14 protein-coding genes are annotated in these 26,743 nt (G+C 57.6%); 9 read left to right on the top strand and 5 right to left on the bottom strand.

Annotated elements, in window-relative coordinates; translation table 11 throughout:
* Positions 1–2 precede the first annotated feature (2 nt).
* Positions 3–566, top strand: coding sequence for a heat shock protein transcriptional repressor HspR (locus Q0V70_RS05515; RefSeq protein WP_297589362.1), 564 nt, complete (start codon positions 3–5; stop codon positions 564–566).
* A gap of 130 nt (positions 567–696) precedes the next feature.
* Here the strand turns inward: Q0V70_RS05515 and Q0V70_RS05510 are convergent, their stop codons facing one another.
* A complete protein-coding gene (locus Q0V70_RS05510; protein ID WP_297589359.1) occupies positions 697–978 on the bottom strand; it encodes an Rv0909 family putative TA system antitoxin in 282 nt (93 codons plus the stop codon).
* Between the two features lie 186 nt (positions 979–1,164).
* On the opposite strand from Q0V70_RS05510, the gene Q0V70_RS05505 reads away from it, so the two are divergent.
* From Q0V70_RS05505 to Q0V70_RS05495, 3 genes are all read left to right on the top strand, one after another.
* The gene (locus Q0V70_RS05505) at positions 1,165–3,909 is read left to right on the top strand and encodes an ATP-dependent Clp protease ATP-binding subunit (protein WP_297589356.1); all 2,745 of its coding nucleotides are present in this window, start codon (positions 1,165–1,167) and stop codon (positions 3,907–3,909) included.
* 186 nt (positions 3,910–4,095) lie between these two features.
* Positions 4,096–4,746 (top strand): TetR/AcrR family transcriptional regulator, encoded by a 651-nt coding sequence (locus Q0V70_RS05500; RefSeq protein ID WP_297589353.1) that lies wholly within the window; start codon positions 4,096–4,098, stop codon positions 4,744–4,746.
* Positions 4,747–4,770: 24 nt separating this feature from the next.
* A complete protein-coding gene (locus Q0V70_RS05495) occupies positions 4,771–5,721 on the top strand; it encodes a serine hydrolase domain-containing protein (RefSeq protein ID WP_297589351.1) in 951 nt (316 codons plus the stop codon).
* Between the two features lie 32 nt (positions 5,722–5,753).
* On the opposite strand, the gene Q0V70_RS05490 is transcribed toward Q0V70_RS05495, so the two are convergent.
* Positions 5,754–6,455 carry an RNA methyltransferase gene (locus Q0V70_RS05490; RefSeq protein ID WP_297589347.1) on the bottom strand — a complete coding sequence of 234 codons (702 nt, stop codon included), beginning with the start codon at positions 6,453–6,455 and terminating at the stop codon, positions 5,754–5,756.
* Positions 6,456–6,478: 23 nt separating this feature from the next.
* Here Q0V70_RS05490 and pyrE point away from each other — a divergent pair, with 23 nt between their 5' ends.
* Together pyrE and fbaA are read left to right on the top strand one after the other, a co-directional pair.
* The gene (pyrE, locus tag Q0V70_RS05485) at positions 6,479–7,048 is read left to right on the top strand and encodes an orotate phosphoribosyltransferase (protein ID WP_297589343.1); all 570 of its coding nucleotides are present in this window, start codon (positions 6,479–6,481) and stop codon (positions 7,046–7,048) included.
* A gap of 198 nt (positions 7,049–7,246) precedes the next feature.
* Positions 7,247–8,272: a class II fructose-bisphosphate aldolase gene (gene fbaA / locus Q0V70_RS05480; protein ID WP_297589341.1), complete on the top strand. Its 1,026-nt coding sequence runs from the start codon at positions 7,247–7,249 to the stop codon at positions 8,270–8,272.
* A 50-nt stretch (positions 8,273–8,322) separates the two neighbouring features.
* On the opposite strand, the gene Q0V70_RS05475 is transcribed toward fbaA, so the two are convergent.
* Positions 8,323–9,207, bottom strand: coding sequence for an SDR family oxidoreductase (locus tag Q0V70_RS05475; RefSeq protein ID WP_297589338.1), 885 nt, complete (start codon positions 9,205–9,207; stop codon positions 8,323–8,325).
* Between the two features lie 201 nt (positions 9,208–9,408).
* Between Q0V70_RS05475 and Q0V70_RS05470 the strand changes: the two genes are divergently transcribed.
* The 3 genes from Q0V70_RS05470 to Q0V70_RS05460 all read left to right on the top strand — a co-directional run bounded on the left by Q0V70_RS05470 (position 9,409) and on the right by Q0V70_RS05460 (position 23,582).
* Positions 9,409–10,233 (top strand): HAD-IIA family hydrolase, encoded by an 825-nt coding sequence (locus Q0V70_RS05470; protein WP_297589628.1) that lies wholly within the window; start codon positions 9,409–9,411, stop codon positions 10,231–10,233.
* A gap of 138 nt (positions 10,234–10,371) precedes the next feature.
* Entirely contained in the window at positions 10,372–11,232 is an 861-nt protein-coding gene (locus Q0V70_RS05465; protein WP_297589335.1) for an exodeoxyribonuclease III, read from the top strand.
* Between the two features lie 116 nt (positions 11,233–11,348).
* Positions 11,349–23,582, top strand: a complete 12,234-nt coding sequence (locus Q0V70_RS05460) for a cell wall-binding repeat-containing protein (protein WP_297589333.1) — start codon at positions 11,349–11,351, stop codon at positions 23,580–23,582.
* 89 nt (positions 23,583–23,671) lie between these two features.
* Here the strand turns inward: Q0V70_RS05460 and aceB are convergent, their stop codons facing one another.
* Positions 23,672–25,303 carry a malate synthase A gene (gene aceB, locus Q0V70_RS05455; protein ID WP_297589329.1) on the bottom strand — a complete coding sequence of 544 codons (1,632 nt, stop codon included), beginning with the start codon at positions 25,301–25,303 and terminating at the stop codon, positions 23,672–23,674.
* Between the two features lie 102 nt (positions 25,304–25,405).
* On the bottom strand, positions 25,406–26,695 hold the full coding sequence (gene aceA / locus Q0V70_RS05450; protein WP_295026173.1) for an isocitrate lyase: 1,290 nt from the start codon (positions 26,693–26,695) through the stop codon (positions 25,406–25,408).
* Between the last annotated feature and the right edge of the window lie 48 nt (positions 26,696–26,743).

The raw sequence follows: 26,743 nt of genomic DNA, 5'->3' as shown, positions 1-26,743 counted from the left end.
TCATGAGCCTAATCGATGAGATGAACGCGGCCCTGTCGCTGCTGTATTCCAACAATCGGCGGCTGGTCGAGACGATTCTACACAAAGAATTCGGTGGGGCTCGAGGCGCTGGGGGGCTCAGCGAGGTGGAGGCTCAGCAGGTTTGGGTTAAACCCCGATTTCGGGTGTCTCAGGCAGCCGAACTGATGAGTATCCACCCGCAGACCCTGCGTCAATACGACCGGATGGGTCTGGTGGTTCCGGGGCGCACCGGCGGGGGCGGGCGGCGCTACTCGCTGCGGGACTTGGCTCGGCTGCACCAGGTGCAAACCTTGTCTCAAGGGGAGGGTGTGAACCTGGAGGGGGTTCGGCGCATCATGGCTCTGCAACGGCGCGTGGATGAACTCGAAGCGGAAAACGCGGCGCTCGCTCTGGCGGCCAACCGGCAGAACCGGGTCTTTGCCGCCTCTTCCAGCGGTGAAGTCACCAAACTGAACCGCGGGCAGCGTCCCGAAAAAACCCAATCACTCGGTTTCCCTCTGGAAATGTCCTCCCAGTCGGGTGCCCTGGTGGTGTGGGGTCAATAGGGGTGTGGGAGTGAATGGCTTTGCTTGGTTATCCCGCACTTTCGGTTAAAAACCGCGGGGGCGCCGGTATCCCCAGCGTCCCCCGGAATAATCCTCTTAATCAGGGATTACGAAGCCAACATTCGAGGCCTTACTTGCCGCCCAACTTGTCGTCAGCAGCATTGCGGGCAGCGTCAATCTTGTCCGCGAACTTGCCGCCGGTAGCCTTATTGGCAGCGCCGGCAATGTCGTCCAAAACCTTGTCGGTCTTTTCCTCGGAAGTCACCGCGTCCTTGGCGGCGTCCACCGCGTCTTTGGCCTTATCGCCCAAATCCTTAGCGGCGTCTTTTGTCTTATCGCCCAAATCCTCGGCAATACCCTTGGCCTTGTCGCCCAAGTCCTTAGCCTTACCAGTCAAATCTTCAAAACCCATGAGAACTCCTTCTTGTTTAAAAATTGAAATTGGTAATTCTTTTCTATCAGACTTCACCGGAGTGCGGAAGGGAATTTACCAAATTACGCAGAGAGTGAAAACCCAGATTTTACTTTTCTATCGCGGAATGCGCCGCCCGCAAATGCTGTTTATATAAGTGCCGAATGGCGAAAGGGAATGATATCTATGGACCAAAAATTTACAACCAAGTCTCAGGAGGCTCTGGCAACGGCACTGCGTACCGCGGGGGCGGCTGGCAACGCCATGCTGGAACCGATACACCTGTTGTCTGCGTTACTGGAGGACCGCGAGGGGATTGCTTTCGAGGTCCTCAGCAGTGTGGCCGATGCCGACGCTATCGGCCGGGAAGTGCGCCGTGAACTTGCGTCTTTGCCGGGAGCAACCGGCGAATCCGTGGCGGAACCGCAGCCTTCCCAGGCTATGTTAAATGTCATCAGTGCGGCTGGCACGAAAGCTCAAGAGCGGGGCGATGATTACGTTTCCACCGAACACTTACTGTTGGGGTTGGCGGACAACGAAGGCAAAGCCGGCAAGATTCTGCGCGATGCGGGAGCGAGCGACAAAAAACTGCGCCAAGCCATTAAAAAGGTTCGCGGAGACGCCAAAGTGACCTCCCCGAACCCCGAAGCCACGTTTAAGGCGCTGGAAAAATACGGCGACGACCTGACTCAGCGGGCGATGGACGGCAAACTTGACCCGGTGATTGGGCGGGATGCCGAAATCCGGCGCGTTATCCAGGTACTCAGCCGGCGCACCAAGAACAACCCGGTGCTCATCGGGGAACCCGGCGTGGGTAAAACCGCTGTGGTGGAAGGCCTAGCGCAGCGTATCGTGGCGGGAGACGTGCCGGATTCCTTAAAGCACAAGCACCTCATCGCCCTTGATTTGGCGGCGATGGTGGCGGGGGCGCAATACCGCGGACAGTTTGAGGAACGCCTTAAGGCGGTACTGGAAGAAATTAAGAACGCCGAGGGCGAAGTGGTGACCTTCATTGATGAGCTTCACACCGTGGTTGGGGCGGGAGCCAGCGAGGGGTCGATGGATGCCTCGAATATGCTGAAACCCATGTTGGCGCGCGGTGAGTTGCGCCTGGTGGGGGCCACGACTTTGGATGAATACCGTGAACACATTGAAAAGGATCCGGCTTTGGAACGTCGGTTCCAAACCGTGTTCGTGGGTGAGCCTAGCGTGGAGGACACCGTCGCGATTTTGCGCGGCATTGCCCCGAAATATGAAGCCCATCACAAGGTGACTATTTCGGACGGGGCATTAGTGGCGGCTGCGCAGCTTTCTAATCGCTATATTTCCGGGCGTCAGCTGCCTGATAAGGCTATCGACTTGATTGACGAGGCGGCATCGAGGCTGCGGATGGAACTGGATTCCTCCCCGGAGGAAATTGATTCCCTGCGCCGCGAAGTCGAGCGGGTAAATATGGAGCTGTCCTATCTGAACGCCTCCGACCCAGATCGCTCCGATCCGGCGACCGCGGGACGGGTGGCCCAACTGCAGGCCAGCTTGGATGAAAAACAGGCACATCTGGATCGGCTGAATCTGCGGTGGGAAGCCGAAAAGGCCGGTCACAACCGGGTCGGTGAACTGCGTGTGAAGTTGGACGAACTGAATACGGCTTTGGAACAAGCCATGCGCGAGGGGCGTTGGGAGGATGCAGGCCGCCTGCAAAATGGCGAAATTCCAGCGATTCAAGCCCAGATTGCGGCCGCGGAAGGTGGCACTCCGAGCGAGGGCTCGGAGGGACAATCTCCTGCAGATTCCGCAAATTCTGGAACGGACAGTACAAAACCGGGTTCTGCGGGTTCTGTTGAGGCTGAGGACGGTCCCATGATTGCCGAGAAAGTAGATGCTGCCGAAATTGCGGAAGTGGTTGCGGCTTGGACGGGGATTCCGGTCGGCAAGCTGCTGCGGGGTGAATCCGAGAAGCTGCTGCACATGGAGGAATACCTGGGACAGCGCCTCATCGGGCAAAAGGCCGCGGTGAGGGCGGTGGCGAACGCGGTGCGCCGGGCGCGCGCCGGAGTGTCCGATCCGAATCGTCCCACGGGTTCTTTCCTGTTCCTCGGCCCTACCGGGGTAGGCAAGACCGAGCTGGCTAAAGCTCTGGCCGATTTCCTGTTTGACGACGAAAAGGCTTTGACCCGTATTGATATGAGTGAATATGGTGAGAAGCACTCGGTTGCACGCCTGATTGGAGCCCCTCCGGGCTATGTCGGTTACGAGGAAGGCGGCCAGCTGACCGAAGCCGTGCGGCGGCGTCCCTACGGGGTGGTGCTGCTCGATGAGGTCGAAAAAGCGCACCCGGATGTCTACGACATTTTGCTGCAGGTCTTGGACGATGGTCGTTTGACTGACGGCCAGGGTCGCACGGTTGATTTCCGTAACGTAATCCTGGTGCTGACCTCGAATCTGGGGTCCCAGTTCCTGATGGACCGTGCGGCTGACCCCGCTGAGACGCGTCGTCAGGTCTTGGACTTGGTGCGTGCTGCCTTCAAGCCGGAGTTCCTCAACCGTTTGGACGAAACCATCATGTTTGAGGCGCTTTCCACCGAGGACCTGGAACAGATTGTCGACATTCAGATTCACCAGCTGACCACGCGCTTGGCGGAAACGCAGCTGACCCTCGAAGTCACTGAGGCCGCACGGTCGTGGCTGGCGGTAACGGGTTACGACCCGGCTTACGGAGCGCGTCCGCTGCGCCGTCTGATACAGCGTGAAATCGGCGACCAGCTGGCTGAAAAGCTGCTGGCTGGCGACATCACGCCCGCTTCGACAGTGGTCGTGGATATGCCCGATTTCAGTCCCACTGATTTAATAAAATCTGGGGATTTGAGTGAATTGACAGGACCAATGTCAGATCAATATCGGCTGCAGTTACGGGTGAAAAACTCCCAATAATTCGATAAATTACCTGTTCAAGGCGGTGTAGATGTGATTTTGCGCCGCCTTGAGGTAATTTTTTCCTGGAGACCGCGTCTCGAAACGTGGAAGTTTACCGGGTGGTAAGTTAGGATTAGTTGTGAGTTCCCTGGCATTTTACTGGGAATAGGGATTTAAAGTGTTGGTTTACCAGCGGGAGAGGTTATGGTTGCGGAAAAACGGGAGCGCGGCCCCTATCAATCGGGCTTAGCAAGGCGTGAAGCAATCCTGGACGCGGCTGTTGATTTACTCGCTGAGGTCGGCTATCACGGCATGTCTCTGCGTGACGTCGCTCGTCACGTGGGCATTTCGCATCCCGGTGTCATCTACCACTTTCCCTCCAAAGAGGCTCTCTTAATGAGCGTGGTGCAGCGCTACGAAACACAGGTTGGTTTTGACCTGGATAACCTTGAAAAGTTAGACGCGTTGCCGGTGCTGGACACCCTGTTAGAGGTCACCTCGCGGCTAAACGAAAATCCCATGATTATCGAAGTGGAATGCATGATGATGGTGGAAGCCTCGTCTGAGATTCATCCCGCCCATGATCATTACATGCGCCGCTCCGAACGTTTGCTTAGTGTTTTAAAGCGGGTTTGGTCTCGCTTACAGCAGGACGGCAAAGTCGCCGCCACGGAGGATCCGACTCATTTAGCGGAAATTCAAGCCGCTGTTTATTACGGCATCATGATTCATTGGCTTTATGACCGGGAATTCGATGCTGCGGAGGAACTGGCGCGTTATTTCCTCTCGGTGTTCCTGCCTGAGTATCAGGAAGAACTGCTGCTACACTACCGGGAGTCCGGCTGGATTCAATAATTTGTATCGGTCGGTCAAAAACTGATGAGTGTAGCATTCGGGTCTCTCGAGGCGGCGCACCTGCCGGCACGCCAGGGTTTTAACTTTCCTTATGCCTTAGCGGTTTTGTCGCGTCAATCCAGTGGGAATGTCTACGCCTGGACGGCCGCTTCCGACCCGGCGGACCTCAACCGGTCTTTTCCCTGGATGTCGGTCACCAAGTTCTTGGTCGCAGTGGCATTTTGGCGTCAATCCCTGGCCACACCCGCGCTGTCTTTACGCACCTTGGTCGGTTCCCCGGCAGCTCCGGAAGTGAAGCTGGTGGACTTGCTGTCGCACTGTTCCGGTCTGCCTTTTGATGCGCCGATGGCCGCTCCTGACCGACCTCGCCTGGGGGTAAAGTTCGGGATTGCTCGGCCTGATGCGCGCGCAATAGCGCCGTTTACCAAGCGAATCTACTCGAACTACAACTTCGAATTGGCCGGGGAGATAGCGGAAAAGGCCGTGGGGAAACCGTGGACGGACTGGGTGCGAGAAACGGTCTTGGAACCACTTGGAATGGACGGTACAGTTTTATCGCACTCTCCGGCGTGGGGTGCGGCGGGTCCGGTGAGTGACTTGGCGCGCTTGGCGGGGGAACTGTTAAGCCCCGAGGCAGGGGTTCTCGGCTTTACCGAGCGTGACCTCGATGGGTTTTGCGTTCCGCAGCATCCTGGACTGCGTGGACTGCTGCCGGGGTACGGACCGCAGAAGGACAATCTCTGGGCGACCGGGGTGGAGTTGCACGGCGTGAAGTCGCCACACTATCTGCCGGTGTCTTTTCCGCCGGAAGTCATCGGCCACTTCGGGCAGTCGGGGTCGTTCATCTGGGTGGACCGAGTGGCCGGAACGGCCGGGGCATTCCTGGGTGCACAAAAGTTTGGTTCGGTTCACAAGGCGCTGTGGCCCGACCTTAACGCCCAGATTCGCGAGCTTGCTCTCTTGGCGCAACAGTGAGGTGCGGGATTTTCGGGGTGCGTCCTGGCGGATTACGAGTTTGCGAGGCTGGCGGGACGTGGCGGATAGGTGCGCCGCCAAGCCCAGATACTGATGGCGGCCGCGTGGCCCACGTTTAGTGACCGGGTCGAACCATACTGCGTAATCTGTACTAATCGTTCCAAAACGTTTTGCATGGCAGGGGTCAGGCCCTGTGATTCCTCGCCGAAAACCATCAGGGTGCGCGGAGGTAACACGACGGTTTCCAGCGGTTCGGCGCCGGGGAAATTATCCATCCCTACTATCGTGAGTTCTTGCTGGGCGGCGTATGCCACCAGGTCCCGTACCTCCGGGTGGTAGTGCAGGTGCAGGTAGCGGTCCGTAACCATCGCTCCGCGCCGGTTAAACCGCCGCCTGCCTACGATGTGGATGTGGCGCACTCCCAGGCCGTTCGCGGTGCGGATGATGGATCCGGTATTGAAATCATGACCCACGTTCTCAATCGCGATTTCTAGCGTGGGTTCCCCCGGTCCAGGCTGTAACAATCGGTCCAAATCGTCCCTGATGGCATCCAGCCTCCAATAGCGGTAGTGGTCAGGAACATTGCGGGCGTCGCCGTCCCGCAGCAACTCCGGGTCATATTGGGAGCCTGCCGGCAGAGGCTCATCAGTCGGCCAAGGACCCACCCCCACTGTCCCAGGCGCTAAATCTACCGGGTCTGCAGGACTATCCACCGGTTTATTGCTCTCATCCACGCTTTACACTTTATGCTTAAAGCGTGAAAAAGAATGATCCGCAGCTGACAAAACTCGCTGAACTTGTGAAAACCCTTTCCGTGGTCCACGGGAAAGTTACCCTGGCATCGGGCAAAGAATCGGACTTTTATGTCGATATGCGCCGCGCTACCTTGCACCACGAGGCCGCCCCGCTGATTGGCCATGTCATGCTGGATTTGCTGGAAGAAAATGGGTTCCCCGTTTCGGAAATCGACGCGGTGGGCGGGTTGACGATGGGTGCTGACCCGGTCGCCACGGCGATGCTGCACGCGGCGGCGGCCCGAGGCTTGAGCCTCGACGCTTTCGTGGTGCGTAAAGAAGCGAAAGACCACGGCATGAAACGCCAGATTGAAGGCCCGGAAGTGGCGGGTAAGCGTGTCGTCGTCCTGGAGGACACCTCGACCACCGGCGGTTCGCCCCTTCAAGCCGCCGAAGCCTTAAAGGCTGCGGGTGCCGAAATCGTTGCTGTTGCCGTGGTGGTCGACCGCGCCACCGGGGCGAGAGAGAAAATCGAAGCTGCTGGCTATCCTTATTTTGCGGCGCTGGGTCTAGCGGACTTGGGACTGGCGTAACGTTCTTTAGAGACAACCCGCCTGCCCGGCCGCGCCGCCGCAACCTCCCTTGTGCCAGGGCCAAATGACCTTTGTCACCCAGCTTTTCTTCCATAAAACCGAGCTGGGAAATCCGCGAAAGACGCGAAAACTGTGCCCAAAAGTGAAAGAATGGGACACGTCATAAGACAATCCGACGCTATATAAAAGGAGATAATCGTGGCTCTTGCAACCCCCGAAGTTTATAAGGAAATGCTCAAGCGCGCCAAGGATAACAAGTTCGCCTACCCGGCCATCAACGTGACTTCCTCGCAGACGCTGACCGCAGCCCTGCGTGGTTTCGCCGAAGCCGAATCTGACGGCATCATTCAGGTGTCCGTGGGCGGTGCGGAATACTGGTCTGGCTCAACGATTAAGGATCGTGTGGCGGGTTCGCTGGCGATGGCGGCTTATATTCGTGAAGTTGCTCAGAATTACCCGGTTAACGTGGCGATTCACACCGACCACTGTACTGAGGACAAGCTGTCCTCCTGGACCGAAGCGCTCATCGACCTGGAAATCGAGGAAGTGAAGGCCGGTCGTCTGCCGTTCTATCAGTCTCACATGTTTGACGGTTCTTCCATTCCTCTGGCAAAGAACCTCGAAGTTGCCAAGCGTCTGCTGCCCAAGGCGGCCGCGGCCAAGACCATCCTCGAGGTGGAAATCGGCGTCGTCGGCGGCGAAGAAGACGGCGTTGTTGGGGAAATCAACGAAAAACTCTATACCACCACCGAGGACGGCATTAAGACTGTCGAAGCGCTGGGCTTGGGCGAAAACGGCCAGTACCTAACTGCTTTGACTTTCGGCAACGTCCACGGCGTGTACAAGCCGGGTCACGTCAAGCTGCGTCCCGAGCTCTTGGGCACCATTCAGGAGGAAGTCGGCGCGCACTTCAACGCCGGCAACCGTCCGTTCGACCTGGTGATGCACGGCGGCTCCGGCTCCTCGGCCGAGGAAATCGCCACCGCTGTGGCTAACGGCGTCATCAAGATGAACGTTGACACCGATACCCAGTACGCATTCACTCGTCCGGTTGTGGACTTCATGATGAAGAACTACGAGGGCGTGCTAAAGGTTGACGGCGAAGTCGGCATTAAGAAGCAGTACGACCCGCGTGCTTGGGGCAAGGCGGCAGAAGCCGGGATGGCCGCGCGCGTCGTCGAGGCTTGCGAGCGTCTGGGTTCGGTCGGGACCAAGATGAAGTAAACCGCGTCTGTCTTACGGAGGGGAGCCCGCCCGGGTTCCCCTCCGTTTTTTTAGTTGGCGTTTCGTTCCGGTTCGGGGTTGGGGTTCAGTGCTCGGGAGAATAGGCGAGAGTTGAACAGGGCGCGCATCAGCCAGCGGGGAGCCAGGCGCGCGCCCGCCATCGCGATTTTGTACCGAACGGTCGGGGTGACCAGGACGCGGCGGTGGCGAGCTGCTTCGATGGTGGCTCTGACGACTGTTTCGGGATCGACAAAGCCGTATTCGGGCCAGACCGAGGCGTTCATCTGGGCTGATTGGTGGAACTCGGTTTTCATTAGTCCCGGCGCCACAGCGGTGATGGATACGCCGGTGCCGCGCAGCTCGGTAGAAACAGCCTCGCTAAAGAACCGCACCCACGTCTTCATCGCCGCGTAGGTGCCCATAGCGGTGTAGGCGGTAGCGGAGGAAACATTGATGATGACCCCGCCGCCCGAGGCTTTCCCCAGCGCGGGCTGGCCGGTCAATTTTTGTAACAACCGTTCCGCTTTGCCGGGTGCGTGGCGATGGGTACGTGACCCCATCGCTTGTGCTCCCTCAAACGTCAGCCGGCACAAGGCCCGCACCATCACCTCTAGGGCTGCGTCCTCGCGGTCCCACTTTCCGCCCACAAAAGTTTGCCCCAAACCGAAACCGGCGTTGTTGACCAGCACCGCGACCGGGCGGGAGTCGTCGCGCAGGCGGCGAATGACCGCGTACTGACCGGCCTTGGTGGACAAATCTTCGACCAAGACTTCCGTTTCGACGCCTAGAGTGGTGTGAATCCGCTGCGCCAAAGCCTCCAAACGGTCTTGACGCCGGGCGACCAGCACGACGTTGAGCGGCTCGGCAGCTAATTGCCAGGCGAATTCCTCACCTAAACCGCTGGAAGCCCCCGTAATCAGCGCCCATTTCGCCACAAAAATCACCTAATCATTGCAATAAATTCTTCTATTGCATAACCTTATAAGTGAACGTTTGAGTTGCCAAAGCCGGCGCGTCCGGCAGTCTTTGCCGGTGTTCCGGCGTTTGGGTTCTGTCGCCTCCCCAGAATCTGGGGACCGAAGCAAATTGAGGGGAACACATTGAAAAGCCAAACAGCTGACAAACTCGAAGCGATGATGGACGCGACTTTCGGCACGAAAGAGGACCGGGAAAAGGAAATCACCCCGGTCGTGAAACCTATCAAGTACTGGCTGACCGACATGGACGGAGTACTGGTGCATGAAACCAAGGCGATTCCAGGTGCGGCTGAGTTCCTGCAAGCCCTGCGGGACAAGGGTCGGGAATACCTGGTTTTGACCAACAACTCCATCTTTACGCCTCGCGACCTGTCCGCGCGGTTGGAGGCTTCCGGCCTGGAGGTCCCCGAAGAACGCATCTGGACTTCCGCGCTGGCTACCGCGTCTTTCCTGAAAACTCAGTCCCCGAAATCCAGCGCCTATGTGGTGGGCGAAGCCGGTTTGACCACTGCCCTGTACCAGGCGGGCTATGTCATGACTTCCACGGATCCGGAATACGTGGTGTTGGGCGAGACGCGCTCGTATTCTTTCGACCAGATTGCCACGGCGGTGCAACTCATCAACAAGGGCGCCAAGTTTATCGCCACTAATCCGGACATGACCGGCCCCACCAAGGACGGCCCCATTCCTGCCACCGGCGCGATTGCCGCCATGATTACGGCCGCCACCGGCAAGAATCCATACTTTATCGGCAAACCCAACCCGGTCATGTTCCGCACCGGATTGAACAAGATTGGCGCCCACTCCGAGGAAACCGCCATGATTGGCGACCGGATGGATACGGATATGTTGGCGGGGGTAGAGTCCGGTCTGCATACATTCCTGGTGCTGACCGGTTCCACGAATCGCGAAGGAATCACCAACTTCTCTTATAGGCCTAACGAAGTCGTGGACTCGATTGCTGACATTATCGCCAGGGTGTGAGCCCGCGGTTTGAGCCTTTTACGCTCAGATTTTGGCGCAAGTCTAAGCTTCCGCGACGATTGCCCGAATTCGGTCATCCTTGCCCAGGGAAAATGGGAATTCGATAGACTGGAAAGGCTGGTTATTAGGGAGGTAACGGTGCGTATAGCGACTTGGAACGTGAACTCGATTCGCACTCGCCTGAATCGAGTGACGGCGTTCCTGGAACGCGAGCACATCGATGTTCTGGCGATGCAGGAAATCAAGTGCCGCAACGATCAGTTCCCTACCGCCGCTTTTGAAACCGCAGGTTACCAAGTATTTGTCAACGGTTTGAATCAGTGGAACGGGGTTGCGGTGGCGGTGCGCCAGGGGATTAGCGCTCACCTGCTGGGCACCGAGTTTTACGGTGCCATCGCCCAACCGTACTTTTCTGTCCCGCCCAAGCCTCCGCAGCTGGAACCACGAGTGTTGGGGGTGCGCGTGGCCGGGGTGGAGTGCTGGTCGCTCTATGTTCCCAATGGGCGCGAAGTCGGTCATCCCCACTACCAATACAAGTTGAAATGGCTCGATTCCCTGCGTTCCCACGTGATTCGCACTCTGGATACTGATCCGGAGAGTTTGGGGCTTTACCTGGGGGACTTCAACGTCGCTCCCTGTGACGAGGACGTGTGGGACATGGCGGACTTTGCCGGGGCGACCCATGTTTCCGAACCGGAGCGGCAAGTGTTTGCCAAGCTCCTGGACCCCGAAACGGTCGGTGACGCGGTCACCCTCCACGATGACCTCATCGCGGGTTTGCCCGGAAATCTGACCGAAATTACCCGGCAATTCGCTCCCGGCTGGACCTACTGGGATTACCAGCGGGCCCGCTGGCGGCGTAACCAAGGCATGAAAATCGACTTCGCCTTGGCTACTCCGCGCCTGGTTTCCCGTGTGACCGGCGCATTCATCGATACTGCGGAACGTGATGGGGAACAGCCCTCCGACCACGCTCCGGTGGTCGTGGATTTTGAATAAATCCTGGCCAGTCCAAAAACGACTCAACTTTTTCCTAAGATTTCGCCCCGCAGTTCCGATATAAATACTGAAGTGTGAGAAGTAGTTAAGTTTTAAAGAAAAAGGGGGCGGGAACGATGAGCATCTTGCGTCGTTTGACTGTCGCGGGCACCGCGTTGGCTTTGACCCTGTTGGGGTTGGTTTTTCCAACTATGGCGGTGGCGCAGGAACGTGCCGCGTTCCCCGGTGCGATTGACCTGCCGACTTGGATCATGAAGGGACGCAAACCGATTGAATCCGGTGCTACCCCGCAAGATAACTGGGTGGTGACCGGGAAAGTCGTTACCTATCTCTCGGGGGAACGCGCCGGTTCGACTGATGACGCAGGCGAGGAACCCATTCCTGATATCCATGTATTTGCTCGCTACCAGGCCAATAACGGGGCGTGGTCGCCTATCTTTAAAACCACCACCACAGCTACAACATCCCCCTCGAAAACTAACAGGCCCTCGAACTATGCCATCAAAATGCGCGACTTCGTTGACTACAACGGAGAACTGGGACAATTCCGCCCCGGCGAAGGCAAAGCGCAGCGTCTGCAGGTGTGGATTAACCCCGAACAGGTTCCTGGATACCGTCTGACTTTTTCGGAGCGAACCGGCGGGGTCATCCAGGGCTACTCCACCCGGAAAGATTTCAACTGGACTGCCAGCCAGATGATGCAGTGGGGATATGCTCCGTTCGGTAAATCCACCCAGGTATCCCAGATGAATATCGGGCTCATTAAAGTCGCAAATTCGCAAGCGGATTTGCATCTCGGAGACAGGGTAACTATCGAGCCTTCCCTTTCCTCACCACCTGGAGCCACTGCGGCGGCCCGGAAGAAAAAGACTCTGCAGGGTTACGTGCGTTGGGAAAACCAAACCTTGAACAGGGGAGGTGGCAACGCTTATGTCGGGCGTCCCAACGTCGAAGACTATCCGGTTAATACCCCAGTTGTCGATTACGTAGTGGTCGCAGCCATAAAAGATAAAAACGGTGTTGTTGAAGCCCGCTGCGCCCCCACTACGGATGTGCAAAATGACGATGGAAAATCCCCCAACTGGCAAATTAATTTTAACCAAGACGTTGATGTTAAGAACATGAAGTTCCAGGTGTTCAAAGGGAGATGTGAGAAGGGAAACGTCAAACTCGAACGATTGCCAATGCGCATGGGCTATTGGAGCCCTTTCCCCACCACGGTAGACAGCTGGGGAACCCCGCTGGAGTCCACCCTCGGCAGTGCGAATCGTGGTTGGACCGGACCGCAGGGTACTTGGTCAAATAACGTCCGGGTATTGCTGCGTCCCCTGCAGATGGAGCTGGACCCCCACGGCACCAATTCGGGTTCGGACGCGGGCACCCAATCCTTCTACGGGGACACAGTCACAGTGGATTACAGTCGGTTGCCGTTGAACACCCCGCTGGTGGCGCGCCTGTACACCGGAACGTTGAGCGATAACGGTTCGGGAACCCCCATCGAGTCCAAACCATTTACACCAGAAGGCAATCAAGGCAGCGGGACGGTGACCTTTGACACGAAACTGACTGATGACACTTTTAAGGAATACTGGGTCGATGTCGTTCCTGAAAACATCACTGATAACCCCGAATGGCAGGTGCTGGCTTCGCAAAGTTTCCTGTACAAGCCTATCCAGCTTGCAATCAGTTCCGGAGAGGTAAACACAAATGGAAATTTCCAAATCACTCAGCAGGCTCCGAAGGCGAGCACAGGTGTCAAGCTCACCAAGTGTGAAGTCGTTTCCGACAAGCTCATTGACACCACCGCCACCAAAGATTCCCTACCCTATAACCTGACGCGGGATACCTCTACGGGTGACGGCTGCACGTTGACAGGTACGCCGGAAAAATCTGGGGTTCACTCGTTGTGGGTCAAATTCACCTTCACCGACAAAGCTGGCAAATCACACACCATCGTGCAGTATCTGCCTTGGACTGTCGTGCCGAAACTAAAACCGCAGATAGAGCCGGGGACCCAGGATTCTGAGGTGAGCAAGTACTCCCCGTTGGACAAGTTCCCCGCCGTCGGGGTGCCCTACTCCGGTTTGGTTTCGCCCTTCCCGGATTGGCAAGGCCGGCACTTCACCTATCAGGTGTTCGACGCTGAACCGGTTGCCAACAGTGCCGCGCGAGAACCCGGCACGGACGGGATGGTGAGCCTGCGTAACGGCAACACTGAGAGCGAGTTGAAGTTCAACCCGGAGACCGGCCAAGTCACCGGCACGACCCAAGCGGGTAAATCCGCCGTTTTCTGGGTGAAAGCCACCGACGAGGACGGTGGGGTCACTCCCGCCGTGAAGTATGAGATTTACCCCGGCTCGCCCTTGATTTTGCAGCGCGCCCAGCTGCCCACCGGCACTGGTGGCAGTGAGTACCAGAACGCGAACGGAACTCCCGTTGTGATTTGGGTTTCCGGTGGGGAACCTTCGGCTAATGAATTGACGGTTAGCGGTGCTACTTTGCCTCGCAATACCTACGCTAATGCCGAAATTCTGGGGGTCTATGACGGCGACAATCACGAGGTGCATGCAAACGCTATTGGCGGGGTGAACTGTTCAGCCCAAACCTCCACGGCTACCGGCGGCGGGAAATTTATTCTCTGTTCCGGAACCCCGAACGTGTCCAAGGCTACGACGTATTACCTGCAGGTGAAATATACCGACAAAAATGGCCGCACCTTGAACGGCGCCAAATACACCCTGCCCCAAGTGAAAGCCCTGACCACCCTGACCGGGTCGGAGGGCTGGCTAAAGATGACTTTGCTGCCTCAAATCGCGGCTGACACCGACCCCGGAGCGGGCATCAGCACGGACCTGCCCGATGGTACGAAAGGATTGAGCTACGGACCTCAGGACGTAAAGTCCTATCTGTCGGGCGGTACCGGGAACTTCGCGAATTACACTTTCAGCGCTGCCGGTTTGCCGGCCGGTTTGACCATGGACGCCGATGGTGTAATCACTGGCAAGCCTTTGGAAACCACCACGCCAGGTGGGGTGGACGTCAAGGTTTACCTGCGGGGCAAAGACGGCACTACGGCGGAGCGCTCCTCGACTACCGTCACTTTCCAGCTGCGCATCAACACTGACCTCAAGGCGGCAACAGATACCCTGTCTGCGACTGCTCAGGGCGGAGCGACCTACACTTCCAGCAATCCGCTGCTTGACGTGAGTTCTGCGGCTGGCATTACCGGCGGGGTCTCGCCTTACAGTTACAAACTGCAGTATCGCGATAGCGCAAACGCTAGCTGGCAGGATGCTGCCACTTCCGGGGGTCGCTACCAGGTTCCCAATGCGGACGCTACCCATAGCCCTTCCGGCCTGTTGTTGGATAGCAACGGCAAACTGGTGGGGGCAACTATGGGCACCGCCGACTTCCCCCAGCTGCAGGTGGTAGTGACCGATGCTGACACGGTTTCATGCACAGGTGGATGTTCGATAAACGTCGGCTTGAACCTGAAACGGGTCGATGAACGGCGTCCTAATGTGGTCGAGGGTGCTTCCATCACGGCAAACGTAGGGGAAACCGTCACCGGGTTCTTGCCGGTAAACGACCCCTCGGGCACGCCCCAAAAATATGAAATCGACACCAAAGTGCTGCCGGATGGTGTCACCCTCACGGTCGGCTCTGACGGCAAGTACACCCTGATAGCCCCCAATCAGGCTGTGGCGGGCAATAGTGGCTCTGTGTTCTTGGACGTCACCGGTGCCAACGGGGTGAAAGCTAAGGTAAAGTTGCTGATTCACGTGGTGGATCAGCGCACCCCTAAGGCGAATAACACTGTCGAAATCAGCCTGGAACAGGGTATTCCGGTTTCCTCCAGTCCTGCCCCGACGAAAGTGACCGGGGCGGTTGACGCCGAGCATTCCCCCAAAATCAATTGCTTTGTGCCCGCAAACTACGCCTCGGCTAACTGCCCCGCCACGGCGCAAGCATTGCCCGGACTGAAGGGGGTCACCCTGAACCCGGACGGGACGCTTACCGGTACCCCGGTTAAGGGCGATGTCGGGGAACACCAGGTTCCCTTGAAAGCGTTGGGTGTGAATGGAAAATGGTCGGCTGAGTTTAGCGTGAAAATTACCGTCTCGCCCACCACCCTGGTGTTTGAGCCGGGCATAGCACCGGGCGGCACCACCGAACAGGCTTATGAGTGGACCTTTAACCCCGCCACCGGCGCCGAGGGCCTCACCAAGACATACCAGGTTATCGGCTCGGACGGTAAGCCAGTCAACGGCTGTAACGTGAATACCAACGGTTCCAAACCGAAACTTACTTGCCCCCCTGGCGCGCTAACCGACGGCAAAACCTATACCCTGCGGGTGACCGCCGGAACGGGCGATGCCGCGGTCAGCATCGACCGGGTGTTTACCCCGGCGATTTATCCGCCACTAGAGTTTGCGAGCTACAAAAAACTGCCCAGCGCCGCTGTAGGGGCGGTGTATCAGCAACAGGACGGCTCAACCTTCCGGTTTACCGCCTCGGGAGGTAGTGGTAGCTACGGATTTAGTTTCCCGGCAGACTCTAAACATCAGAAAGCTACTGCTCCGCTCAGCTGTACCGGATGGGCCTTGTACACCACAGACAACAAGGATTCGGGGCTGTGCCTGGAACGTGACGGGCGTGTCACCGGAACTCCAAAGGTGGCGGGCACTATTGACCTGTCTAAACTGGAGGTCACCGACAGCGCCCAGCATAAAGCTGGCCTGCCCACAGATGCAGAGAAAACGCTGGTCATTCACCCGCTGTTGCAGCTCGCTACCACGTGCGTGAAGCCCACGAGCGGACCCGATAAGCATGATAACTACGTGTGCAAGGGTGAAAAGAACCAGTCAGTCGGCGAGGGCAACAAACTTAAAATCGCCACCGTGTCCGGCGGCGCTACGCCTTACCTCAATCTGTGGGTGAAAGGGCTGGACGCCTATAACGACGGGGTTACCAATCCCGACCAGCAACTAAAAGCTGATTGGTGTGATGGCGCCCCGACCACCAAGGCGGGTGAAGACATCTGTTTGACCGGAACCTGGCCCAAGACGATGGCGCCCGGGTCCTCCCTGAACATTTACGTGACTGGGGCGGCGGGACGGACCGTCACCGTAGAAGCTTTTATCCCGGTAGCCACCGACCTGAAATTTATCGATAATCCGAGGGGCGTGCCTGGGGGCGTGACCCTGAAACAAACTTCCGGTAACGCGAAACCTGACAATATCGACCAAACGACCTGGGATAAGGTTTCGGACAGTATTGACAATAATCTGCCCACTATTGGGATTAACTTGGACAAATCCGCCGTTACCGGCAACTCATTGACGCTCCCGTCTTTGGTTACGGGCGGAGTCAGTCTGTACACTTATCTGACTGTACCCTGCGACAATACCGATGCGTCCGGCAACTGTGCCCTGGGGGACACTGGTTTGTTCCTAAACAAGTCCACGGGTCAGCTCGTGGGTATTCCGAAGCCCGGTGCCAGCGCCGCCGTGGTGGTGAGCGTTACCGATTCGGATTCTCCGGCTCAGACCAAGAAATCCAACCTGGTGTTTTCTATCGCTGACACCCGTAAGCCTGTGGTTACCGCGACCACGATAAACGCCGAGGTCGACAAAGAAGTGAGCCAGGTTATACCGGTTAGCGACGGCTCCGGGCAATATGCGAGCGTGACTCCCACCGGCATGCCTGGCTGGATGACACTAGCCTTAGAAAATAATGTACTGACCGTTACAGCAACGCCCGGCCCTGGCCATGTCACGAGCGCGGAGGGCGGCACGTTTAGCGTGACGGTGACGGATGCGAACGGTAACGTCAGCGAGCCTGCCACCATTAAGTACACGGTCAAGGACAACCGAATCCCGGACTTGAGTAGCCTTGCTAGTGGAAACTTGACTGGTAAGGAGGGTCAGGATGTCAAGGGCTGGACAGATTTGCCTCAGGGTACGACCAAATACGGGCCAAAGATTAAAAAATGGAATGTTGAGGGGCCACTACCCAAAGGGGTAACCTTCGACCCCGCCACCGGCAAGCTTTCGCCCAATAAGATTGCTTCTGGGCAATCTGGGACCTACCCCATCACCATTATCGCCACCGCTGAAAACGGCAAAACCACCACCATCGTGAAAAACCTGGTCGTGACGGCGTCTGACTTGGCGGTGACGGAAGCTAATGCCGGGACTCTGAGCAAAGACCGGAAGCTAAATGAGGGTGAACCAGCCACTATAGCGACCGTGAGCGGCGGGACCGGGCCCTACGACCTGGTTAGTGTGACCGGTTTGCCGAGTGGCCTTGGCTATAAACTTGCCGCTAATGGCGAAGATATTGTACTGACCGGTACAGTACCGACTGTTCCCAGCGATAATACTGTGACGATTACCGTCAAGGATGCGTACGGGGTGGAACGAACCCTCACCCGCACCCTGCATATTGGCGAGGGATTGTCGGTAGCCAAGACCATTATGCCCACCGCCACCATTGGCGAAGCTTACGGCTCGCAATGTTTGGGGGTTTCCGGTGGAAAACCGGAATATAGAATTAGCAATATTTCAGACGTGCCTAATGGTATGAAGCTGGAAGTCAGTAATAACGATGTGTGCCTCTCGGGTGTGCCCGAGGATGGGGCTGAACGTGTGGCTACGGCCAAATTTACCCTGACGGATAGCTCCTCTCCGCAATCTGGGAAAAAACAGGTCGAAGTGAAAATCCCGGTGAATAAAAAGTTCACCGCAAAGGAGCCAAATCCGAACAGCCATAGCTTCTACGCTGGTAGTGAAATTATTGCCTTTACTCCGACAGAGGGTAGCGGGGACAGCTGCTATGGGCTGGACACGTCTGGAGTGTGCCAGAAAGCCAAGTTTACCTATTCGGCGTCTGGTTTGCCCGCGGGGTTGTCCATTAATCCTCAGACTGGAGAGATTTCCGGTACGCCGACGGAGCCGGTAAAAATCAAGGATGTTACTGTGACGGTGGCTTCCAGTGCGCCGGGCAGCAATCCGATTACCAAGCATTTCCAGATTAGGGTGGCTTCGGCATTTTCCAAACCGAACAGCTTTAACGTTCCATCTGATGCCAGCACACCAAATCTGGACGCTAACGGCACGGTTAAGACCGACAGCAACCAGGTGTTGCCCGTCCCGGAAATCAAGAACGCTAACGGGGACACAGTGGCGACCGGGAAGTACTCCATTGAGAACGTCCAGCCTGATTCGCAGGGGAACTATCCGCTGGACGATACCGGCCTGGCTTTGACCCCTGACGGGAAACTCGTGGGCACCCTCAAACCCGGAAAGCCCGATACAAAGGGCACCAACGGCACTTTTAACCTGGGTAACTACCCGATTATGCTCCAGGATAATGCTGGTGGTGACCAGATTGGTCCTCAGACGGTTGCCTTCACCGTGAAAGATACCCGCGTGCCTGCTATTACGGTACCCAGTGCCACTGTCGAGGTCGGGCAAGCGGCAGACATCAGTATTGGGGTGACCGGCGGGTCTGGAAAGATTGACACGGTCAAACTAACGAGTTGCGACCCGAACAATGACAAGGTGACGGCGGACGGCGCCACGATTAAGGTGTCCGCAGACGCCTTTACTGAGGGCGGAACCACGACCTGCCAGGTTAAAGTCACGGACCACAATGGTTTAACCACGACTAAAGATTTCACTTTCATCGTCACCGATAGCCGTCAGCCGAAGTTCAATACGAGTGAACGGGAACGCTACGCCTGGCAAGGCCTGGACTTCACCAACGTCACTTTGGGCAATAACTCTAAACCGGGCATTCCGGTGATGACGTGGTTGGTCGACCCAAGCAAAGACTCCACGGCGGCACCGCTCAAGTCGGTAAAGATTGCTGGCTTGCCCGAACAGTTCAAAGTTATGTCCGTTAACAGCGAAGCTGCCAAGGACACCAACGGGGCTTACACGTGTGACACCCCAACGGATTGCACCATTGTCGACTACGCCACCCAAGATTTCAGCGGGGTACAGGACTTTACCCTCACGATTACGGCAAACACCAAGAAACCCAACGGCGACTCGACTGGCCTCACCGCCAGTAAGTCGATACCGCTGCGCGTGTTTGCTTCTCCGCTCCAGCTAAACACCAGCACTCCTACCGGCATGATTCGCGCCGATGGTGGGAAATACGCTTCCTCGGTCGGCACAGTAGACTACCGCGGAACCATTACGTCAACGGCACAAGCAGGAACGGCCCTAATCAACAACCCTAGCGCCTGGGACGGCACCTACGCCCTGGATAGTAAGGCAAAGTACGAGATTGTGAAGGTCACGGCATACAAGCGTGACCGCTCGAATGCAGAGGTAGCCAGTCACGGTCTGACTCTCACGGCCACACCTGCTACGGCTGCGGCGATGCCAAATGGAGACCAGTCCAAGATGGCACAAACCTTGACGCTGAAATCCATGAACACTGGGGCTATCCCCGAGGGGACCACGTCCCTGGCGGTCGAACTGAAAGTTACTGACGGACACGGAATCGTGCGCAGCGCCACCGTGAATATCCCGGTGGTGCAAAAGCTGGAATGGGCTGGCCCGCCGTTCAACAGTGCGGACGACCCGGTGAAGTTGGATACGGTCGGGGTGCCAGGTGCGCCTTATCCGGCTTACTATGCCGAGGCCAAGGGTGGGGACGGCAGCCTCAGCACCTCCCTGGCCACAAAAGATGCTAACATTCGGACCGCGGCGGACGCTGACGCGAAAGCCAAGTTCAATGGCGGACCCGGCTATACCGGCTACAAGGGTATTGACCCGGTGTATTGCAAAGCGCAGGGTGAGATTAAGCAGGGTACTCGCCCGAAGTGTTTCCCCATTCCCGGCTTGAGTGGCAATATTCCAGCTAATACCTGGAACAATCCGGTGCCGGCAAACTACAAGGGTCTGTTTATGCTCTCTAATGGGAAACTCTCCGGGTCTATCCCTGATAATGTCACGGCTGACACCTATTCTGCTCAGGTTTTGGTCATTGACGGCTCCGGCCAGCTAATCAAAAAGACTTTCTCTATCACGGTGGAAAAGAAACTGACCCTGACCCTGCCCAATAACAAACTGCCTGACGGCAAGAAAGGCATCTGTTACGGCTCCACCACAGGAGAAAAGCCTAACAATGGGACTTGTAGTGCAAAGGTTGATGTCGGTACCTATGACGGTCCCGGTAATACTACTGCGAAGTGTGAACTCATCCCGCCGGTAGCCGGACTTGCGGTCACCTGCGCCGGAGGTACGGTCACGATTTCTGGTGCCCCGACCCAAACTTATGACGGCAACGCCACTGTCAAAGTCACCGTGAGTGGTGGCGCGGGTCAGAGCGTGGAACATACACTGCCGTTGCGAATCGAAACTGACCTGGTTTTCAAAGACAGCACCAACGTCAAGGTGGAAACCAACCCGGATGGCACGCAAAAAATCGAGGTAAACACCATTGCTGACGGCAACAAGTTGACCGGTACGAAACTGGAAGTTACAGGAGGGAAAGGGGAAGAACCATACACCTATTACGTCGAGGACAAGGGTGGAAACCGGGTTTCCCCCGTACCTTGCCCCGTGGGTGTAAAAAGCACGACCAGCAAGCCGATCGCGTGCTACCCAATCGGCACCACCGGACTGGTGCTGGACTCCGAAGGCAACATCCACGGTACTCCGATCCCTGGCGGTAGCGCGGAAGGGAATTTCGTGGTCGCGGACTCCGACACGACCCCGCGCACCAAGAAGGCCGCTATCACGGTGAACATTGCCGACCAGCGTCCCCCGCAGGTCTATGACCTCACCATTAACACGACTGTAGGTGCGGCTTCGTTGAGCGGGTCCACCCAGCTGGTAGCAGAGGATCCGCAAAACCCGCGGGTTGACATCGGCAGTTTGCCATCAGGACAGCAGACCGCTGCCGGTAAGCATGGCTTCTCTACGGGTAAGCCAACCGGCGCACTTGGCACGCCGGGTGGGTGTTCCGTCACGGGTTCCATGCCGACCTGGTTGACGCTCGACGCCCACGGGGCGATTTCCCTGGCCAGTGGCGTGTCCGCAGTTCCGGTCGACGCGGCAGGGCAAACGCTGCAGTTCTGCGTGTGGTATGTCGGTCCCAATGGGGTTAATGCCCCGAAACCCGCTGTGGTCAGTGTGAACGTCACCGACAAGCGCCGCGTAACTATCGACAGTGGAAACGGCGGCACTACTGATGCCAAGATTGGCAATGAACTGGCTCCGACCTCAAACCCTGCAACGTTAATTGGAACGACCATTCCAGCCGATATGGTAGACAACGCCAGCAAACCTATTACGGTTACGAAACTGAACTCGGACGGCACTCCCTGTACGGGGACTAGCTGCAAGTTCAGCCTTAATAGCCCTAATGGAGCTAACTTTACTGACACCAGTATCGACGGACTCAGGGTCACGGGCTTGAACTGTGCCACTAGCGGCGACCCGCGCAGTTGCTCTATTGCAGTTTCGGGAACCCCAACTCCGAGTGCTGCCGGGGATCACCAGTTGTCCTACCGAATCACCCTGCCCAACGGTCAAACCCAGATTATTTCCCACACCCTGCATATTCCGCCCTACAACCTGGCGTTGAGCGTGGAACCGATGAACCCGGCGGTCGTGGGACTGGATTATCTCCAAATTTCCAAGCCGGTCCTGGCTCAGGGCGGCTTGGGGAGCTACTGGTTCCAACTGTGGGATCCGAAGCATCCGGTGGACGATGCCTCTGACCCGAAAAATAAGGCGAAGGTCGGAGATATGGACTTGGTGACCACTGGTAACCAGGTGAAACTCAAGTGGACCCCCACCGCAGACGACCTCGCGAAAGCCTCGGGCGGAAACATCCCGGTCACCATCACCGTGTGGGATAAGACCGCTTGCAACATGGATCCGAATGGCCCGGGCCAGAACAAACCGGGACCGGCTATTTGCCTCTACAAGGTCACCAAGACGGTCAACATCCCCCTGCACGCCGCCCCCGTCACCACGGACATCAAAGTCCCGGAGGTGACGGAAGGCACCAGCGCCTCCTCTTCACCGGTCTATACCGGAAGCGGCAAGGCGGAACTGTCCGGTACCATAGCACCCGGCAACGAGCACCTATTCACCTTCGACCCGAACTCGGGTGTGGTAACACTCAAGGACACGGCGCGTCCTGGCACCTATACAGCCGTGATTCGCGTCACCCTGCCGGGCGTGGCCATCCCGTTCTACCGTAACGTGACCTTTACGGTGAAGGAAAAGCCTGTGCCAGAGCCGACTAACCCCACACCCATTCCCACCACGACTCCGGAACCGCGTCCCGGTGTGGCACCCATCAGCCCGTCTACCGGCATCACGTATCCGGTGCGTGACCTCGACACCTTGGTGGTCCGTCACGGAGGGAATGACCGAATCGACACGTCTCTGGCAGTGCTGGACTTCTTTAGCGCCAAGTCCTCGACCCCGACCGAGGCGAACAACCTGACGGTGGCTTACGCTGATTACGCGGGCAAGGTGAGCTTGCCGTGGTCAGATACGGCGGTCTTGGTGCGCGACGACGACTATCCTGACGCTTTGGTCGCCGGTCCTTTGGCAGCTAACTACAACGCGCCTATCCTGATGACTCCGACTAAACAAGTCCCGCGTCGGGTTGTGGATGCTTTGCGGACCCACGGATTTACGAAAGTTATCTTGGTCGGTAATCCCGGTGCCATCAGCGCCGGGGCGGCATCTCAGCTGCAAAATGCCGGATTCCAGGTACAGCGCCTGGGTGGCCAGGACCGCTATCGTACCGCGGGAGCCGTCGCTGATCACCTGTTGGCGGCACGTGGCCAGGATAAATCCGACGTGTACCTGGCGACCGGCGTTGACTACCCGGACGCTTTGAGTGCTTCGTCGGCGGCCATCAAGAATGTTGGCGTGGTGTTGCTCACTCCGCGCCGGACGGTGGATGGAACCAGCCAAGGCTGGATGAACTCCGCCAAGGCGGCAAAGGTTGTTGCAGTGGGTGGGCCGGCAGTAGCGGCTGCCGAGCGGTCGGTGCATCTCGATGAGAAGCAAGTCGGTGTCGACCGTTACGAAACCGCGGAAAAGGTCGCCTCGGCGTACTTCCCGCCGAATCCGGGTCGAATTGCCGTTGCGACCGGCAAGGACTTCCCCGATGCGACCCTGGCGGCTTCCCTAACCGCCCGGACCGGTTCACCTCTGGTGCTGACCAGGACGGACACCCTAACCAAACCCACTACCCAGTTCCTGACTCGGAATCGAGCCAGCGTGCGCAAGGTTGACGTGGTCGGAGGGAAAGCCGCGGTCACTGAGAAAGTACGTGGTGAAATCTATAGCGCCCTGCGCTAATCCAGGGTTTAGTGCGAAATAGCAAAGAGCCGGTTCTGTACCAAACAGTACAAAACCGGCTCTTTGTGGTTTTTGCGTCGTCCGCGGCGTTAGGCCACGTAGTTGGCGTAAACCGGAACGGTCAGGAAAGTCGGGAACTCATCCTGCAGCGAGATGTCGCTGAAAATCTGGACCGCGCGGGTCAGGTTGGCTTGACGCTGCGGGTCATCCCCGATTTCAGCCTTGAACTTCGCGGATTCCTCATCCATGAGGGACTGGCACAGTTCGCGGGTAACCTCGCGGCCGTCATCGAGCTTGACGCGGTTGTGAATCCACTGCCAAATCTGGGCGCGGGAAATCTCGGCGGTCGCGGCGTCTTCCATCAGGCCGAAAATACCGACCGCGCCGTTGCCGCCCAGCCAAGATTCCAGGTAGCGCAAGGAAACCGAAATGTTGGTGCGCACACCCGCTTCGCTCACTGCACCCTCGGTAGCAGACACGTTCAACAGGTCCTCTGCCGTAACGTTCACCTCGGGACGCTGCTTCGAGATTTGGTTCGGGTTCGTGCCCAAAACCTTGTCGAACTCATCGCGAATGTAGGGCACCATGCCGGGGTGAGCGCACCATGAACCGTCAAAACCATCGGCGGCCTCGCGGGACTTATCAGCTCGGACTTTCCGCTCAATCTCAGCGTTTTCGCTCGCGTCACGCGAAGGGATAAAGGCGGACATCCCGCCAATAGCCGACGCCCCGCGCTTGTGACACGTTTTCACCAACAACTCGGTGTAGGCGCGCATCATCGGGGCAGTCATGCCGACCAAAGCACGATCCGGCAGAATGTACTTGGAGCCGGAATCGCGGAACTTCTTAATGATTGAGAAAATGTAGTCCCAACGTCCGGCGTTCAGCCCGGCGCTGTAATCGCGCAGTTCATAGAGGATTTCTTCCATCTCGAAAGCGGCCATGATGGTCTCAATCAAGCAGGTGGCACGAATTGTGCCGTGAGGAATCCCCACGTACTCTTCGGCGTAAGCAAACACGTCAGCCCACAGGCGCGCCTCGCGGTGAGACTCCATCTTTGGCAGATAAAAGTACGGCCCGCGGCCCTTTTCAATCAACGTCTTGGCGTTGTGGAAAAAGTACAGACCGAAGTCCACCAAGGCGCCCACCATCGGCTCTCTACCAGCCATAATGTGCTTTTCTACCAAGTGCCAGCCGCGCGGACGCACCAGCAGGGTCGGCAGTTTGGTGATGTCGCGTTCCTTTAGTTCGTAGTGCTTGCCTTGCGGAGAATCAAAAGTGATGGTGCCCGCAATCGCGTCACGCAGGTTGACCTGGCCGCCAATGACGTTTTCCCAGTGGGGCGTGTTGGCATCCTCGAAGTCCGCCATCCACGCGGCAGCCCCGGAATTTAGAGCGTTAATAGTCATCTTGCGGTCGGTCGGGCCGGTCATCTCGACCCGGCGATCCTCCAGGCCGGGACCCAGTGGGGCGACTTTCCACGAGTCGTCCTCGCGCACGCCCTTGGTCTCTACCAAGAAGCGCGGCAGCCGCCCATTGACCAGCTGCTGACGGCGGTCGTGGCGGTCACGCAGCAACTCGGCGCGACGCCCGGAAAAATTCACGTGCAATTTTTTGAGGAAAGTCAAGGCTTCCGGGGTGAGGATTTCGTCCTCGCGCTCAGCTACAATTTCTGTGCCGTCGACAACCGGATGAACCACTTTCACAGGACGGAGTTCCATGTGTGTCTCTTTTCTATGTCTCAATAGATGGGTGACCGGGCGGCGTCGACGGTCTCGTAATCGAGGACGCCGCCCGGTTTGGGGGTTGAATTCGCAACGATATTAGAACTGGGCTTCTTCGGTAGAACCCTTCAGCGCCAAGGTGGAGGATTCGGGGTTCACGGTGGTGGACACCAAGTCGAAGTAGCCCGCACCAACCTCACGCTGGTGCTTGGTGGCGGTGTAGCCGCGAGATTCGGAGGCGAACTCGGCCTGTTGCAGCTTCACGTAGGCGCTCATGCCCTCGCGAGCGTAGCCGTAGGCCAGGTCGAACATGCCGTAGTTGATCTGGTGGAAGCCCGCCAGAGTGATGAACTGGAAGGCGTAACCCATCGCGCCCAAGTCCTTCTGGAAGGAAGCGATTTGATCGTCGGACAGGTTGGCTTTCCAGTTGAAGGACGGCGAGCAGTTGTAGGCCAGCATCTTGTCCGGGTACTTGCCCTTGACCGCTTCGGCGACCTTGCGGGCGACGTCGGGATCCGGGGTGTTCGTCTCGACCCACAGCAAGTCTGCGTAGGGGGCAAAAGCGAGTAAACGCGCGATAACCACGTCCACGCCTGCCGTGGTGTAGTAGTGGCCTTCGGGGGAACGCTCGCCGGTCAAGAACGGCTTGTCGGTTTCGTCCACATCGGAGGTGATGAGGTTCGCGCCCAAGGAGTCGGTACGAGCCACCAGCAAGGTCGGCACGCCTTCCACGTCAGCCGCCAAACGGGCCGCCTTCAAGTTTTGGATGTGCTGCTGGGTCGGAATCAACACCTTGCCGCCCAAGTGACCGCACTTCTTTGCCGAGGACAGCTGATCCTCGTAGTGCATCCCGGAAGCACCGGCCTCAATCAGATGCTTGGCCAGTTCGTAAGCATTCAGCGGGCCGCCGAAACCAGCTTCCGCGTCAGCCACGATAGGCAGGAAGTAGTCCACATCGGACTTGCCTTCGGAGTAATCCACCTGATCGGCGCGCACCAGGGCATTGTTAATCCGCTTGACCATCTTCGGCACCGAATCGTAGGGGTAAAGGGACTGGTCGGGGTAGGTTTCAGAGGCAGAGTTGCCGTCGCCAGCGACCTGCCAGCCGGACAGGTAGATAGCTTTCAAACCGGCCTTGGCCATTTCTACGGCCTGATTACCGGTAATGGCGCCCAAAGCGTGCACGTAGTCGTTCTCGTGCAGCGCCTTCCAGAGTTTCTCAGCGCCCAGCCGTGCTAAAGTGTGTTCCTGAGTGAGGGAGCCCTGGAGGCGAGCGACCTGTTCACCGGTGTAATCGCGCACGACCCCTTTCCAGCGAGGGTTGGTCTTCCAGTCTTTGTCGATTTCGGCGCCTACACGGGCAATGCGTTGTTCAGCAGTTTCGGTCATTTTGCGGTTCCTAACTTGTTGGGCACTCAGGGTGTGAACTTACGGGGG

Source organism: uncultured Mobiluncus sp., from assembly GCF_947087965.1.
Taxonomy (GTDB): domain Bacteria; phylum Actinomycetota; class Actinomycetes; order Actinomycetales; family Actinomycetaceae; genus Mobiluncus.
Note: the sequence above shows the minus strand (reverse complement) of the source record. Positions and strands in the feature narration are given on the sequence as shown.

Coding starts and splice junctions, on each gene's coding strand:
- Q0V70_RS05515 (WP_297589362.1), top strand. CDS start 3: ATGAGCCTAATCGATGAGATGAACGCGGCCCTGTCGCTGCTGTATTCC.
- Q0V70_RS05510 (WP_297589359.1), bottom strand. CDS start 978: ATGGGTTTTGAAGATTTGACTGGTAAGGCTAAGGACTTGGGCGACAAG.
- Q0V70_RS05505 (WP_297589356.1), top strand. CDS start 1,165: ATGGACCAAAAATTTACAACCAAGTCTCAGGAGGCTCTGGCAACGGCA.
- Q0V70_RS05500 (WP_297589353.1), top strand. CDS start 4,096: ATGGTTGCGGAAAAACGGGAGCGCGGCCCCTATCAATCGGGCTTAGCA.
- Q0V70_RS05495 (WP_297589351.1), top strand. CDS start 4,771: ATGAGTGTAGCATTCGGGTCTCTCGAGGCGGCGCACCTGCCGGCACGC.
- Q0V70_RS05470 (WP_297589628.1), top strand. CDS start 9,409: ATGGACGCGACTTTCGGCACGAAAGAGGACCGGGAAAAGGAAATCACC.
- Q0V70_RS05460 (WP_297589333.1), top strand. CDS start 11,349: ATGAGCATCTTGCGTCGTTTGACTGTCGCGGGCACCGCGTTGGCTTTG.
- aceB (WP_297589329.1), bottom strand. CDS start 25,303: ATGGAACTCCGTCCTGTGAAAGTGGTTCATCCGGTTGTCGACGGCACA.
- aceA (WP_295026173.1), bottom strand. CDS start 26,695: ATGACCGAAACTGCTGAACAACGCATTGCCCGTGTAGGCGCCGAAATC.